Source organism: Tropicimonas sp. IMCC34043 (genome assembly GCF_003390845.1).
Taxonomy (GTDB): Bacteria; Pseudomonadota; Alphaproteobacteria; order Rhodobacterales; family Rhodobacteraceae; genus Tropicimonas.
The window spans coordinates 511,464-526,966 of sequence record NZ_QMEK01000001.1; the positions used below are offsets into that span (position 1 = coordinate 511,464).

Consider the following 15,503-nt stretch of genomic DNA (forward strand, 5'->3'; position numbering starts at 1 on the left):
GCAGCCGCTTCAACGCCCCGGCGCCGATCCTCTGGTGGTGCGGAGGATCGGGCCTGCGGCGGTTGCCTTGATATGGCCTGTGACCGAGGGGCGATGCGGGGAGCAAGTGTTCCGCCCGGTATGGCGCCGGGTCGGACGTGGATCCGGCCCCGACCGTCGATCCGCCGTGCCGTGATCCCGGCGCCGCAGTCGTCGGAATTCTCGCGGTCGCTCGGTTTCGGCGCTCCGGCGGATTGCAATCAGGTGGTAGAAATACGCTGTTGGTGTGGCCTAGGTCCTGACCGCCGGTGCTGCCCTGGTGGCGCGCAGAATGCGATGGGACGGTGGCCCCCGGAGTTCGGGGAGATCAGACATGAAACGGATCGTCAGCGCAGTCACTGGATTTGGGATGATCGCCACGTCATTGGCGACGGCCGTGGTGGCTGAGGAAAATCGAGTGACAGCAACGCCGGAGCCGGTGCCGACCCTGTCCACGCTCAACCCCGCGATCGCCGGCGACCCGTGGCGCTATGAGCTTCACTTCTATCTCTGGGCCACCGAGGCTGGCGGCGAGGCGCTCGGCCGCGATTTCACCATCAGCTTCAACGACATCATCGAGAACCTGAACTTTGCGCTCATGGGCGGGCTGTCTGCCTACAAGGGCAAATGGATGACGTACGGCGAACTGATCTATGCCGACATCCGACAGGACAGCGAAAAGAGCTACAAGATCTCGCGAGAAGATCTCGATTTCGACATCAAGGTCGATGCCGTGGCCGATGCCGACATCCAGACCACGGTGGTCAATTTCGGCGCCGGCTACAAGATGGTCGAGACCCCCACCTATCGGCTCTATGGCACCTTCGGGGTGCGTTACCTGGAGCTCGACTCGCAGCTGACGCTGAACCTCAACAAGCGGTCGTTCGATGCTGAAAGCAGCGACAGCTACTGGGATGCGGTGGTCGGCCTGAACGGCCGGGCGGCGATCAACGACCGCTGGTTCGTGCCCTTCGTGCTCGACGTCGGCACGGGCCAGTCCGACCTGACCTGGCAGGCCGCGGCCGGCGTCGGCTACAGCCTCGGTCGCAGCGACATCGTCGTGGGCTATCGCTACATGGACTGGGACCTGCCGGACGACGACCTTGTCACCGAATACTACATGGCCGGGCCGATGATCATGTGGAACTACCGGTTCTGAGACCGGGGCAGGGGGCACGGCCATTGCCGCAATGCGGGTAGACCCGCGAATGCACCGGCAAAGATCGCTGCAGACTTGACCCAGCGGCATCCAGTCCCTGTCGGCCGATGATGACGGCGAGACCCTTGCTCTGGCCAGATTGACGCCGCCGCAGGATGCTCGTCGCGGCCACCCAAGCCCTGTCGCGGGACCCGAGGTATTGCGCGACCGGGGTTTTGCGGGCACGTCTTGGATATGGAGCAGGATATCCAAGCGTTTCTGGCCGAGTTGCAGGCGCTGGGCAGGCAACTCGAACTTTCCGCCCGGCTGATGCTGCTGCCGTCGCGGCAGGCTCAGCTCGCGCTGATCGTTGTCCTGCTGGTGCTGTCGCGACTGACAAAGTGGCTGATCTCGCCGCGCATGCACAACTGGATCCGTGGGCTCGAGGGTCGCACCAGGGGCCAGCTTCGGTTGCTGGTGATGACCCAGCGGCGGATCGCGTTGATCAGCTTTGTGGTCATGTGCTGGGCGACGATCTTCGTCATGCGGCAGGTCATGGGGCTGTGGCCGTCGCGCAGCTATCTGCTGGTGGTCGTCGGCACCATCGCGTTGGCCTGGCTGGTGGTCGGCTTCGCAACCCGGCTGATCCGCAATCCGCTGATGCGGCGGATCGTGACCTGGGGCGCATGGATCTATGTCACGCTCTATTTCACTGGTCTGACCGACGAGGCGGCCTCGCTGCTCGACGCCGTGGCGCTGCAGATCCAGATGTTCCGGCTGTCGCTCCTCGATGTGTTGAAGGCGGTGGTGATCACCGGCGCGCTGGTGTTTCTCGCCCGCACGGCGTCGAACTCGGCCAGCCGCCGGATAAGAAGCAGCGAATACATCTCGCCGACCCTCGGCGTCTTGATGGCCAAGATCTTGCAGGCGCTGCTGTATGTGCTGGCGGTGTTCCTCGGGCTCCGGGCGGTCGGGTTCGATCCGACCGGGCTGACGGTGCTGTCGGGGGCCATCGGCGTCGGCATCGGGTTCGGGCTGCAGAAGATCGTGTCGAATATCGTTTCGGGGATCATCATCCTGATGGACGAGTCGGTTAAGCCCGGCGACGTGATCTCGCTTGGCGAGACCTTCGGATGGATCCAGTCGCTTGGCGCGCGCTATGTGTCGGTCGTCACCCGCGACGGGCGCGAATACCTGATCCCGAACGAGGATCTGATCACCAGCCAGGTGGTGAACTGGAGCCATTCCGACCAGTTCGTCCGCCTCGACATCACCTTTGGCACCGCTTACGCCAACGATCCCCATCTGGTGCGCCGCACGGCGATCGAGGCCGCAAAGACCGTGCCCCGGGTATTGACCACCCGCAACCCGGTCTGCCACATCACCGGCTTTGGCGACAGTTCCGTGGACTATATCCTGCGATTCTGGATCATAGATCCGACCAAGGGGCTGACCAATGTGCGCGGCGATGTCTATCTGGCACTCTGGGATGCGTTCAAGGAGGCGGGAATCGCGATCCCCTTCCCGCAGCGCGAGGTTCGTTTGCTGACCGAAGAAGCGGCGGTTGTCCCGTCTTCTGCTGCAATATGACGACAGAACGTCGCGGATCTTAACCTTTCTTGTGTCACGGGGCTTGAACTTTCCGACTGAAACCCTTTGTTAGGGCTAACACCCCAGCATGGTTGAGAAAGCAAGAGGCTTCCGATGCGTCGGATTTATAGAGACGTTCATATTGCGCTGATACTCGCGCTGCTGCTTTTCGCAACCGTCGGCGAGGTTGCGGCCCTTCACCCTGTGGCCGACGCGGCATCGGTGATCGGGTCGCAATCTGCTCTGGCTTTCTCGCATTGAGCCGGGTTTCGGCAGAATTCCGCGTGCCCGGAGCGTGTCGCGCGGCCGGATGCCGCCATCATTGAGCCGACGTCCGCTTGGTGCTATCCTAGCTCTACGCCCTGTGCCGGGGGTTACCGGCGCGTTATCAGGAGGACAATGTTCTGTCTCACCAAGCGGAGGCCGCCACGCAAACGGCGGCGCGAGTTGCACCGATGACGGTGCCGACCGATGTCAGCTACGAGATGCGCGCCTTTGGCGATGCCCTGCTCGAGCGAATCCTTTTCTCCCTCGACGAAGACAAGGCCGAAGACGTGGTTACCATCGACCTGCGCGGCAAGTCGGAAATGGCCGACCACATGGTGGTCTGCTCTGGCCGGTCCACGCGCCAGGTGGCGGCGATCTCGGACAAGCTCATCGAGCGGCTGAAGGCCGATTTCGGCATGACCTGCAAGGTCGAGGGCAAGGAAACTGGCGACTGGGTGCTGATCGACGCGGGCGACGTGATCGTCCACGTGTTCCGTCCCGAGGTGCGTGACTTCTATCAACTCGAGAAGATGTGGATGCCGACAGGCGCCGCGGGGCTCGCCCCCTCAATGAGTTGATGCGCCTGCATGTGGTGGCCGTCGGCCGGTTGCGGACGGGGCCGGAACATGCGCTTGTGTCCGATTATCTGACGCGCGCCGCCCGTGCCGGGCGGGCGTTCGGGTTCAGCGACGTCTCGGTGATCGAGGTCGACGATCGCAAAGGCGCGGGCAAGTCCGGCGAAGCGGCGCTTATCCGTGGCGTCCTGCCCAAGGGCGCCGTGGTGGTGGCGCTCGACGAACGCGGGACGCTGCTCGCCTCGACAGAGCTTGCGGAACATCTGGCGAAATGGCGCGACGGCGGGACCCGGGATCTGGCGCTGGTCATTGGCGGCGCCGACGGGCTTGACCCGAGCCTGGTGGCCGAGGCCGACCTGGCGCTGTCGTTCGGCCCGATGGTCTGGCCGCACATGCTGGCCCGGGTGATGCTGTCCGAACAGATTTACCGCGCAGTCTCGATCCTCGCCGGCTCTCCCTATCATCGGGTCTGAGAAGGCGTCTGGCGGTTTTGTCTGCGCAGGGGCAGGGGCGCCCGCCGCGGGCGGGCCTGCAGGCTTGGGCCATGCCGCGCCTGTCGGTGCGGCAAGCCGGACCGCATCGCAACCGGCATCCGTTGAACGGATATCCTGTCAAGGCTGCGATCTGCCCGGCCGTATCGACAATCTGTGACCTTGGGGAGGTGGCTGCGATCAACGCTCGCCTCGCTCCCGCGCAGGCGGTACGCAAGCTGCCACGGCCCAACCGCCGCGCGTGAAACGCGCGGCCCGGCCCAACGCCGTGGGCTGCATCTTTGATGCGTCTTCGGGGGCGGGAGCCCCCCCGATCTGCCGCGCCCGGCCTTGTACCGGCCCCGTCATGCGCTTCGCGAATGCGCGACTTGTCGGCCCGTCAGCGCGGTTTCGGTTCCCTTTCGGGCCATCCGCGTCTAGATACACGGCAATCAAGGAGACCTCCCCATGAGCATTCCGAAACCTGTCGTTCTGTGCATTCTCGATGGCTGGGGGATCGGCACCAAGCCGCCCGAAGTCGAAGGCAACTCGCCGGTTCTGGCAAACACGCCGACCTTCGACCGGCTCATGGCGACCTGCCCCCATGCCACCCTGGTGACCTTTGGCCCCGCCGTCGGCCTGCCGACTGGACAGATGGGCAATTCCGAGGTCGGCCACACCAATATCGGCGCCGGCCGGGTCGTTGCCATGGATCTCGGCCAGATCGACCTTGCCATCGAGGATGGCAGCTTTGCCAAGCGTGAGGCCCTGCAGCGCTTCATCGCGACGCTGAAGGAAACCGGCGGCACCGCCCACCTGATGGGCCTGACCTCGCCCGGCGGCGTGCACGCCCACCAGAACCACATCCTCGAGACGGTGAAGATCGTCGCCGCGGCCGGCGTGCCTGTTCAGATCCATGCCATCACCGACGGCCGTGACGTGCCGCCGAAATCCGCCGCCGAGCAGGTGGGCCGGTTCGAGGCCGCGCTTCCGAAAGGCGCCCATATCGGCTCGCTCATCGGGCGCTATTTCGCCATGGACCGCGACAATCGCTGGGAGCGTGTCTCGCAAGCCTTTGATCTCGTGGTCGCCGGCAAGGCCGAGAACGAGTCCTCCAGCGCCAAGGCCGCCTGCGAAGAGGCCTATGGCCGCGGCGAGAACGACGAATTCGTCAAGGCCACGAAAATCGCCGGCTATGTCCAACCGAAGGACGGCGACGGCCTGCTGTTTCTCAACTTCCGCGCCGACCGTGCGCGCGAGATCCTCGCGGCCCTCGCCGATCCCGACTTCGACGCCTTTGATGTTTCGGCGCGGCCGAAATGGGGTGCGGTCTGCGGCATGGTCGAATATTCCGAACGCCACAACACCTACATGGACGTGATCTTCCCCTCGCAGGACATCGTGAACACGCTGGGCGAATGGGTGTCGAAACAGGGGCTGAGGCAGTTCCGCCTCGCCGAGACCGAGAAATACCCCCATGTCACCTTCTTCCTCAACGGCGGGGTCGAAACCCCCTATCCGGGCGAGGACCGCTTCATGCCGCAATCGCCCAAGGTCGCGACCTATGACCTGCAGCCCGAGATGTCGGCGCCCGAGGTGACCGCGAAGTTCGTCGAGGTGATCGAGAAGGGCTATGACCTGATCGTGACCAACTTCGCCAACCCCGACATGGTCGGCCACACCGGCATTCTTTCGGCCGCGATGAAGGCTTGCGAGGCGGTCGACAGCGGGCTTGGCAAGGTCGTCGCGGCGCTCGAAAAGGCCGGCGGCGCCATGGTGGTGATTGCCGATCACGGCAATTGCGAGACCATGATTGCAGACGATGGCGGGCCGCACACGGCGCACACCACGAACCTCGTTCCGGTGATCCTGTTCGGCGGCCCCGCCGGTGCGACTCTCCACGATGGCAAGCTGTGCGACGTCGCCCCGACGCTTTTGCAACTCATGGGCCTGCCGCAACCGGCCGAGATGACCGGCGTCAGCCTGATCGACGACTGATCCTTGGGCGGCCGGCCCCGCCCGACACAAGTGCGGGCCGGCTACGCAATCGTGATCCCGGGTGATCCGAAGCGGGACAATTTCCGCGTGTCGGGCGAGCGTTTCAATGTCTATGGTGCGCTGCATCGGTGCCGGGTAGGCTCTGGCGCCGTAGCCCGGTTGACCGGGGTCCGCCACGATCCGGCCAAAGGTGGTGGCGCAACCCGGCCCCGACGGATTAGATGGGCCGAGACAGGGCGAGCCGCCGACGTGATGTCCGCGCCGCTGCACGAGAGGAAGAACGAGGATCGCATGAGGAAACTGGTTTGGGCCGCAATCGGCGGCACTCTGGCAGGCGCCGTGCTTACCACCCAGGTCGCCGGCCCGCTGATTGCCCAGGAGGCGGAGAAAAGCGGCTCGATCTATGAGCAGCTCGACCTTTTCGGCGACATCTTCGAACGGATCCGCGGCCAGTATGTCGAGCCGGTGGACGAGAAGAAACTGATCGAGGCCGCCATCAACGGCATGCTGACCTCGCTCGATCCGCATTCGAGCTATCTTCCCCCCGATGACGCCGAAGACATGCGGGTCCAGACCCGCGGCGAATTCGGCGGCCTCGGCATCGAGGTCACGCAGGAAGAAGGCTTCGTCAAGGTGGTCTCGCCGATCGATGGCACGCCTGCGGCCGAAGCCGGGATCCAGTCCGGCGACTTCATCACCCATGTCGACGGCGAAAGCGTGCTTGGCCTGACGCTCGACCAGGCGGTCGACATGATGCGCGGCCCGGTGGGGTCGGACATCGTCATCACCGTGGTGCGCGAAGGCACCGACGAGCCCTTCGACGTCACCATCACCCGCGACATCATCAAGCTTACCGCCGTCAAGACCCGGACCGAAGGCGATTCGGTCGTGCTGCGGGTCACCACTTTCAACGACCAGACCTATCCCAACCTCGAAAGCGGTCTCAACGAGGCGGTTCAGGAACTGGGCGGCATGGACAAGGTCAACGGATTCGTGCTCGATCTGCGCAACAACCCGGGCGGGCTTCTGACCCAGGCGATCAAGGTTTCGGACGCCTTCCTCGACAAGGGCGAGATCGTCTCGACCCGCGGCCGCAGCCCCGTAGACGGCGACCGTTACAACGCGACCGAAGGCGACCTGGCGATGGGCAAGCCGATGGTCGTGCTGATCAATGGCGGCTCTGCCTCGGCCTCCGAGATCGTCGCCGGTGCGCTGAAGGATCACCACCGCGCCGTCGTCGTCGGGACCAAGAGCTTTGGCAAGGGATCGGTTCAGACCGTGGTGCCGCTGCGCGGCGACGGGGCAATGCGGCTGACGACCGCGCGCTATTACACCCCCTCGGGCCGGTCGATCCAGGCGCTCGGCGTGTCGCCCGACATCGTCGTCGAACAGCCGCAGCCCAAACCCGCCGCGGCCGAGGAACCCGAAGAGAACACGGCGCTGAAGCGCTTCAGCCGTACCGAGGCCGATCTTCGCGGTGCGCTCGACAACGACAGCATGACCGAGGATGAACGCAAGCAGGCCGAGGAGGACCGCGCCAAGGCCGAGGAGGCTGCCGCACTGCGCGAGGAGGATTACCAACTCGCCTATGCGCTCGACATCCTCCGCGGGCTGTCGGTGCTCGAGGTCGATACCGGCGCCCAGGAATGATACCTGTCGGGGCGGCGTGTCCGCCCCGACCGCCTTCTGTCCCCGGTGGTGCCTTCCCCGGACCGTTCCGGCGCGACGGGGGTGCTTCAAATCGCCCGGCACCGCGGGATCGGCTCTGCTCTTGCAAGGCGCGCGCGCGCACCCGATAACGGCGCCATGAGCAACGATCCCGCACATCTTCCCTATCGTCCCTGCGTCGGCGTGATGCTCGCCAATGCGGCGGGCAAGGTCTTTGTCGGCCAGCGCATCGACAGCGATGTCCTGGCCTGGCAGATGCCCCAGGGCGGCATCGATCCCGGCGAGACACCGCGCCAGGCGGCATTGCGCGAGCTTCGCGAAGAGACGGGTGTGACCGCCGATCTGGTCGACTTCGTCGCCGAGACCGGAGATTGGTTCCGCTATGATCTGCCCGCCGAACTGATCGGCAAGATCTGGAAGGGCAGGTATCGCGGCCAGGAGCAGAAATGGATCCTGCTGCGGTTCCGGGGCGACGATGACCAGATCCGGATCGACACGGACCACCCGGAATTCTCGGAATGGTGCTGGCTTCCGGCGGATCAACTCGTGACCAGTATCGTCCCCTTCAAGCGTGCGGTCTACGAACAGGTCGTGGCAGCCCTCGTCCCCCACCTCTAGGCGCGTCAAGGCCCCGGAAGGCTCCGGCCGACAGGACTCCAATATAGAACAAAACGAGAATATCATGGGGCATGCGCGACTCGCCCCCCATTCCTTTTGTCCTCTTCTTCTTGGTGAAAATACCTGCGGTGCCACCGCGGGTGATCAGCCTGCTGCCAGAAATTTCAGGCCTCCGGCGGAGGTATTTCTTCCAAGAAGAAGCCCCTGTTTCGGAAGCGTGACATGCGGTTTGTCGAGCTGTCCGCCACCTCGAATTTCACCTTCCTGAACGGGGCTTCGCACCCCGAGGACTACATGGACCGGGCGGCCGAAATCGGGCTTGGCGGGGTGGCGATAGCCGACGAGAATTCGGTGGCGGGGATCGTGCGGGCGCATGTCGAGGTCCGCGAGATCGCCCGCAAGCGGGCCGAGGCAGAGATGTCGGGCGCGCCGCAGGGGTTCGCCTGCGTGCCGCGGCTTCTGCCCGCGGCGCGTCTGGTGCTCGAGGACGGCTTTGCCGCGACTGCCTTGCCGCGGGACCGGGCTGCCTGGGGGCGGCTGTGCCGGTTGATCTCGGACGGACGGCTCCGGGCCGGGAAGGGCAGCTGCCTGTTGCGTTTCCAAGACGTGCTGGACTGGGGCGAGGGGATGGAGTTTCTGCTGCACCCGCCCGGGGCGACGGGGCCAGAGGTGCCGCAATACAAGGGCGGCGCGGGCCGATGGCGGGCACAGGCCGAGCGGTTGACGCGCCGCTTTGGCGCATCGGTGCATCTGGTGCTCAGCCCCCGCTATGACGGCCGCGATGGTGCGCGCTTCGATGCCCTGGCCCGTCTCGCGCAAGGTCTCGGGATCGATACCGTTGCTGCTGCCGCGCCGCGGATGCACCATGGCGGCCGCCGCCGTCTGGCCGACGTGCTGACCGCGATCCGGACCGGCACGCGGGTCGAGGACCTGGGGCGGGCGGCACTTGCCAACAGCGAGCAGCGGCTGCGGTCGGAGGCCGAGATGCGCCAGATCCTCGGCGACCATGAGGCGGCCGTCGACCGCGTCGCCGGGATTGCCGACCGCTGCCGTTTCAGTCTCGATGAGCTGCGTTACGAATATCCCTCCGAGGTCGCGGACGGCGAGACCGCGGATGCCCGTCTGTCGCGGCTGGCAGAGGAAGGGCTCCGGTGGCGCTATCCCGCCGGCGCCTCCGAGAGGGTGCGCGCCATGCTGGCCCACGAACTCGACCTGATCGCCCGGCTGGGCTATGCGCCCTATTTCCTCACCGTGCGCGACATCGTCGCCTTCGCCCGGTCCCGCGGCATCCTGTGCCAGGGCCGTGGCTCTGCCGCCAATTCGGTGGTCTGCTATTGTCTCGGCGTCACCTCGGTCAGCCCCGAGGTCGGCACCATGGTGTTCGAGCGCTTCGTCTCGGAGGCGCGCGGCGAGCCGCCCGACATCGACGTCGATTTCGAACACGAACGCCGCGAAGAGGTGATCCAGCACATCTATGAACGCTACGGCCGCCACCGCGCCGGGCTTTGCGCCACGGTGATCCACTTTCGTGGCAAGCGTGCGGTGCGCGAAGTCGGCCGCGCCATGGGGCTTTCCGAAGACACGGTCGCGGCATTGTCGAGCCAGATCTGGGGCTGGGGCGCGGCAAAGGGCATGGAGGATGCGCGGATGCGCGAGATGGGGCTCGATCCGGCCGACCCGCGGCTTGCCCGCACCATGGAACTGGTGGCCGAGATCCAGGGATTTCCGCGGCATTTGTCACAGCATGTCGGCGGCTTCATCGTCACAGAGGGCCGGTTGGACGAGCTGTGCCCGGTCGAGAACGCCACCATGGAGGGCCGCACGGTCATTCCCTGGGACAAGGACGACATCGACGCGCTCGGCATCCTCAAGGTCGATATCCTGGCGCTTGGCATGTTGACCTGCATCCGCAAGGCCTTCGATCTGGTGGCGGCCCACCACGGACCCCGGCTGACGCTCGCCACCCTGCCGCCCGGCGACCCGGCGGTCTATGACATGCTGACCCGCGCCGATGCGCTTGGCGTCTTTCAGGTCGAAAGCCGGGCGCAGATGAACTTTCTGCCCAGGATGAAGCCGCGCTGTTTCTATGATCTGGTGATCGAGGTGGCGATCATCCGTCCCGGGCCGATCCAGGGCGACATGGTTCACCCCTATCTGCGCCGCCGCAATGGCGAGGAGCCGGTGAGCTTTCCCTCCGACGCGCTCGGCGCGGTGCTGGCCAAGACCCTTGGCGTGCCGCTGTTTCAGGAACAGGCGATGCAGATCGCCATTGTCGGCGCTGGGTTTTCCCCAGAGGAGGCCGACCGTCTGCGCCGCTCGCTTGCCACCTTCAAGAAGCATGGCAACGTCAGCGAATTCCGCGACCGGTTCATGGACGGCATGCGTGCGAACGGGCATGACGCGGATTTCTCGGCCCGCTGTTTCAGCCAGATCGAGGGCTTCGGCAGCTATGGCTTTCCTGAAAGCCACGCCGCCTCGTTCGCGCTGCTGGTCTATGCCTCGGCTTGGCTGAAACGCCATCACCCCGGCATCTTCGCCTGCGCGCTGCTCAACTCGCAGCCCATGGGGTTCTATGCGCCGGCGCAGATCGTGCGCGATGTCCGCGAACACGGGGTCAAGGTGCGGCCCGTGTGTATCAACGCCTCGTACTGGGACAATGTGATGGAGCCCGATGGCAACGGCGGGCTGGCGCTGCGGCTCGGCTTTCGCCAGATCAGGGCGATGCGCGAGGAGGAGGCGGGCTGGATCGCCGCCGCCCGCGGCAACGGCTATCTCAGGGTCGAGGACGTCTGGCGCCGTGCCGGACTGGCGCCCGCGCTGATCGAGGTGCTGGCCGAGGCCGATGCCTTTGCAAGCCTCGGGCTGTCCCGCCGCGAGGCGCTGTGGGAGGCAAAGGCGCTGCGCGGACCCGCCCCGCTGCCGCTGTTTGCCGGCGATATCGACGGCGAGGGGATCCGCGAGCCTGCGGCAAGCCTGCCTGCGATGACCCTGGGCGAGCAGGTGGTGGAGGATTATGCCACGCTGCGCCTGACCCTCAGGGCGCATCCGCTGGCGCTGCTGCGCTCGCGCCTGACCCCGCGCGGTCCGGCCCCGGGACATGGGCGCTGACAGGCCGCCGCGCAGGACATCGCCACTGCCCGATGCCGCTTGATTCAGGTCATGTCTGAGCGCACCATGACGTGCCAACATATCTGCGGTCGAAACCTGGGGAGGAGAGACCATGCCGCATCGCATCCGGCTGCAGGGCGACGCCCGCCGCATCGCGGGGGCATATTCCACCATTTAGGAGCGTCCGGGGGAGGGACATCCATGACCACCGAATTGCGCAAGGCGCCTGTCGCCAGACCCACCGCCGCAAGGCCCGGAACCGATCCGGCGCCGCACGAGAGGGTGCCCGAGGCGGCCGAGAACATCGAACACACGCTGCGCCGCCTGAACACCGAGAAGGAAGAGAAGCGCGCGAAGAACCCCGGGCTTTATCGCTAGAGACAGGTTTCACGCCGCATGGCGGCCGCAGCACCCCGGGCGAGCCTCGGGCCTTGTCCGGGGCGTGTCATTCGGCTGGCCGGAAGTCCCTGAAGAACCGGCATATCTTGTGGATAAGGGGTCCTGTCACGCCATATGCAGGGCCAATCCCTTGACTCTGATCCGATCCGTGCAACACTAGCACGTCCTATTCGAGCACACAGGATCGCGCCATGCGTTTCACCCGGCTTCGCCTCAACGGCTTCAAAAGCTTTGTCGACCCGACCGACCTGGTGATCGCCGACGGTCTGACCGGCGTCGTCGGCCCGAACGGCTGTGGCAAGTCGAACCTGCTCGAGGCGCTGCGCTGGGTGATGGGCGAAAACCGTCCCACCGCCATGCGCGGCGGCGGCATGGAGGATGTGATCTTCGCCGGCGCCTCGAGCCGGCCGGCGCGCAACTTTGCCGAGGTCTCGCTTCAGATCGACAATGCGGAACGTCTGGCGCCTCCGGGCTTCAACGATCTCGACACGCTGGAAGTTATCCGCCGGATCACCCGCGATGTCGGCTCTGCCTACAAGGCCAATGCCAGGGACGTGCGGGCGCGCGACATCCAGATGCTGTTCGCCGATGCCTCGACCGGCAGCCATTCGCCGGCGCTGGTCCGCCAGGGCCAGATCAGCGAACTGATCAATGCCCGGCCGCAGAACCGTCGCCGCATCCTCGAGGAAGCCGCCGGGATCTCGGGGCTCTATCAGCGCCGCCACGAGGCCGAGCTGAAACTGACCGGAGCCGAGCAGAACCTTGCCCGGGTCGATGACGTGGTCGAACAGCTCGCCAACCAGCTGGCGCAGTTGTCCCGTCAGGCCAAGCAGGCGGCGCGCTATCGCGCCATTGGCTCCGAACTGCGTCAGGCCGAGGGGATGCTGCTCTATCGCCGCTGGCGCGAGGCCGAGGAGGCGCTGGAGGCCGCAAGGGCCGAGTTGCGCGAGCGCACCCTGCAGGCCTCGGCTGCCGAGCGCGCGGCACTGCAGGCGCAGGCGGCGCGCGAGGCGGCCGATGCCGGGCTGCCGCCGCTCCGCGAGGAGGAGGCCATCGCCGCCGCGATCCTGCAGCGGCTGCAGGTCGAACTTGGCACGCTTGGCGAAGAGGAAAAGCGCGCCACCGCCGCCATCGTCGGTCTGGAACGCCAGATCGCCCAGATGTCCAAGGACATGGACCGCGAGAGCGGGCTCAATCGCGACGCAGGCGAGACCATGGCGCGGCTCGAAGCCGAACATGCCGACCTGGAACGGGCCCATGCCGGGCATGACGACAAGCTGGCCGCGGCCATCGAGGCGGCGCGGATCGCGGCCTCGAACCTCGAGGGCCGCGAGACCGAGATGACCCAGGCCGCCGAGGATGCGGCCCGGCTTGCCGCCCGTCACCAGTCGGCCGAACGGCTGGAGGCCGACGCCGCCCGCGCCGTGACCCGGCACGAGGAAGAGACGCGCAAGGCCAGCACCACCGCGGCCGAGGCGCGTGGCGTGCTGGCTCGTTCCGACGAGGCATTGGCCGCAGCCGAGTCCGAGCTGGAGATTGCGACCGCTGCCGCTGAAGCGGCCGAGGATGCATTGAACGACGCCGATGCCGCCCGCGCCGATTGCGCCGCGCGCGAGGCCGATGCCCGCGCCGACCGCGCCGGGGCCGAAGGCGAGGCGCAGGCGCTGCGCGCCGAGGTTGCGGCGCTGACCCGCCTGGTGGACCGCGACCGCGCCGATGGCGGGCAGGTGCTCGATGCGCTGACGGTCGCGGCAGGCTATGAAAAGGCGCTGGGTGCGGCACTTGCCGACGATCTGCGGGTGCCCGCCGTGGGGCCCGAGGCCGCGACCGGCTGGGCCGATCTGCCCGATTACGACGCGCCGCAACCCTTGCCCGAAGGTGTCGAACCGCTTGCCGCCCATATGCAGGTGCCGAGCGTGCTGGTCCGCCGCATGGCGCAGGTGGGCGTGGTCGATGCCTCTGAGGGCGCGCGGCTGCAGCCGCTGCTGCGCCCGGGCCAGCGGCTGGTCAGTCTGGCGGGCGATCTCTGGCGTTGGGACGGGTTCCGGGCCGGCGCCGAGGATGCGCCCTCGGCCGCGGCCCTGCGTCTGCAACAGATCAACCGCCTGTCCGAACTGGCCCGCGATCTTGAAGCCTCGGTCGCCCGTGCCGCGGCTGCCTCCGAGGCCCATCAGACGCTCGATGCACGGCTGCGGTCGCTGACCGAAGTCGACGCCCGCGCCCGTCAGGCGCGGAAAGAGGCCGACACCGCGGTCGCCAACGCAAGCCGCGCGCTCAGCCGGGCCGAGAACGAACGCGCGATGGCCGAGACCCGGCTGGAGGCCGCCGAACTGGCCGCACAACGCCACGAGGACGAGGCCGCCGACGCAAGGATCCGGCTGGAAGAGGCCCGCGAGGCCCGCGCCGAACTGGCCGATCTCGATGCCGCCCGCGCCGGGGTCGAGGCGGTGCGTGCGTTGGTCGAGGGCTCGCGCAGCGACATGATGGCCGCGCGCGGTGCCCAGGACGACCTGCGCCGGATCGGCGAGGCGCGCCGCCGCAGGCTCGAGGAAATCGCCCGCGACATCGCCAGCTGGCAAAAGCGGCTCGAGACCGCCGAGGCGCGCAGCCGCGATCTGGAACATCGCAGGATGGCGGCCGAGGAGGACCTCGAAGTTGCCATGGACGCGCCGCAGGACATCGCGATCCGGCGCGAGAAACTGGCCGAAGGGCTCGAGGTGGCCGAAGCGCGGCGCCAGCGGGCGGCCGATGCACTGGCCGCGGGCGAAGCCGCCTGGCGCGCCGCCGATACCGCCGGGCGCGAGGCGGAGAAAGAGGCGGGTCACGCCCGCGAGGCCCGCGCCGGTTCGGCCGCGCGCGCCGAGGCAGCCGAAGAACAGCTTCACGCCGCGGCCGGCTGGATCCGGGACGAGCTTGAAACCACACCCGAAGCGCTGCTGCAGAAACTCGACACCGATCCTGCCGTCATGCCGCCCGTCGAGACCATCGAGGCCGACATCGCCCGGCTGCGCCGCAGCCGCGATGCGCTTGGCGCCGTCAACCTGCGGGCCGAGGAGGATGCCCGCGAGGTTGCGGAAGAACACGGCAGCCTGGTCGCGGAGAAGGCCGATCTGGAACAGGCGATCCGCACCCTGCGCACCGCGATCAACAGCCTGAACCGCGAGGGCCGCGAACGGTTGCTGACCGCGTTCGAGCAGGTCAACGACAACTTCCGCACGCTGTTCACCCACCTGTTCGGCGGCGGCGAGGCGCGGCTGGAACTGGTCGAGTCGGACGATCCGCTGGAAGCCGGGCTCGAGATCATGTGCATGCCGCCGGGCAAGAAGCTTGCGACACTGTCGTTGTTGTCGGGCGGCGAGCAGACGCTGACCGCCCTTGCGCTGATCTTTGCGGTGTTTCTGGCGAACCCCGCTCCGATCTGCGTGCTCGATGAGGTCGACGCGCCGCTCGATGATGCCAACGTGACGCGGTTCTGCGACATGCTCGACGAAATCACCCAGCGCACCGATACCCGGTTCCTGGTCATCACCCACCACGCGATCACCATGAGCCGGATGGACCGGCTGTTCGGTGTGACCATGCAGGAACAGGGGGTGAGCCAGCTTGTCTCGGTGGATCTGAAGAAGGCCGAGTCGCTGGTGGCCTGACGGAGAG

General features: G+C 66.7%; 11 protein-coding genes. All 11 read left to right on the forward strand.

The features are described 5' to 3' along the window. Positions 1-436: 436 nt before the first annotated feature. The gene (locus DQG17_RS02310) at positions 437-1,177 is read left to right on the forward strand and encodes a hypothetical protein (RefSeq protein ID WP_116131129.1); all 741 of its coding nucleotides are present in this window, start codon (positions 437-439) and stop codon (positions 1,175-1,177) included. 234 nt (positions 1,178-1,411) lie between these two features. Further along, positions 1,412-2,746, forward strand: coding sequence for a mechanosensitive ion channel family protein (locus DQG17_RS02315; RefSeq protein WP_116131130.1), 1,335 nt, complete (start codon positions 1,412-1,414; stop codon positions 2,744-2,746). A 114-nt stretch (positions 2,747-2,860) separates the two neighbouring features. Further along, positions 2,861-3,007, forward strand: coding sequence for a hypothetical protein (locus DQG17_RS21595; protein ID WP_157973490.1), 147 nt, complete (start codon positions 2,861-2,863; stop codon positions 3,005-3,007). Positions 3,008-3,201: 194 nt separating this feature from the next. Further along, positions 3,202-3,591, forward strand: a complete 390-nt coding sequence (gene rsfS / locus DQG17_RS02320; protein WP_232829294.1) for a ribosome silencing factor — start codon at positions 3,202-3,204, stop codon at positions 3,589-3,591. After that, entirely contained in the window at positions 3,591-4,061 is a 471-nt protein-coding gene (gene rlmH, locus DQG17_RS02325) for a 23S rRNA (pseudouridine(1915)-N(3))-methyltransferase RlmH (RefSeq protein WP_116131131.1), read from the forward strand. Before rsfS ends, rlmH begins: the two co-directional genes overlap by 1 nt. 465 nt (positions 4,062-4,526) lie before the next feature. After that, positions 4,527-6,056, forward strand: a complete 1,530-nt coding sequence (gpmI, locus tag DQG17_RS02330) for a 2,3-bisphosphoglycerate-independent phosphoglycerate mutase (RefSeq protein WP_116131132.1) — start codon at positions 4,527-4,529, stop codon at positions 6,054-6,056. 291 nt (positions 6,057-6,347) lie between these two features. After that, complete coding sequence (locus DQG17_RS02335; RefSeq protein WP_116132543.1) at positions 6,348-7,706, forward strand: S41 family peptidase; 1,359 nt, start codon at positions 6,348-6,350, stop codon at positions 7,704-7,706. 156 nt (positions 7,707-7,862) lie between these two features. Beyond that, a complete protein-coding gene (locus DQG17_RS02340; protein ID WP_116131133.1) occupies positions 7,863-8,342 on the forward strand; it encodes an RNA pyrophosphohydrolase in 480 nt (159 codons plus the stop codon). A 222-nt stretch (positions 8,343-8,564) separates the two neighbouring features. Next, positions 8,565-11,450: an error-prone DNA polymerase gene (locus DQG17_RS02345; protein WP_116131134.1), complete on the forward strand. Its 2,886-nt coding sequence runs from the start codon at positions 8,565-8,567 to the stop codon at positions 11,448-11,450. A 201-nt stretch (positions 11,451-11,651) separates the two neighbouring features. Beyond that, a complete protein-coding gene (locus tag DQG17_RS21600; RefSeq protein WP_157973491.1) occupies positions 11,652-11,828 on the forward strand; it encodes a hypothetical protein in 177 nt (58 codons plus the stop codon). Between the two features lie 212 nt (positions 11,829-12,040). Continuing rightward, complete coding sequence (locus DQG17_RS02350) at positions 12,041-15,496, forward strand: chromosome segregation SMC family protein (RefSeq protein WP_116131135.1); 3,456 nt, start codon at positions 12,041-12,043, stop codon at positions 15,494-15,496. Positions 15,497-15,503: the final 7 nt, after the last annotated feature.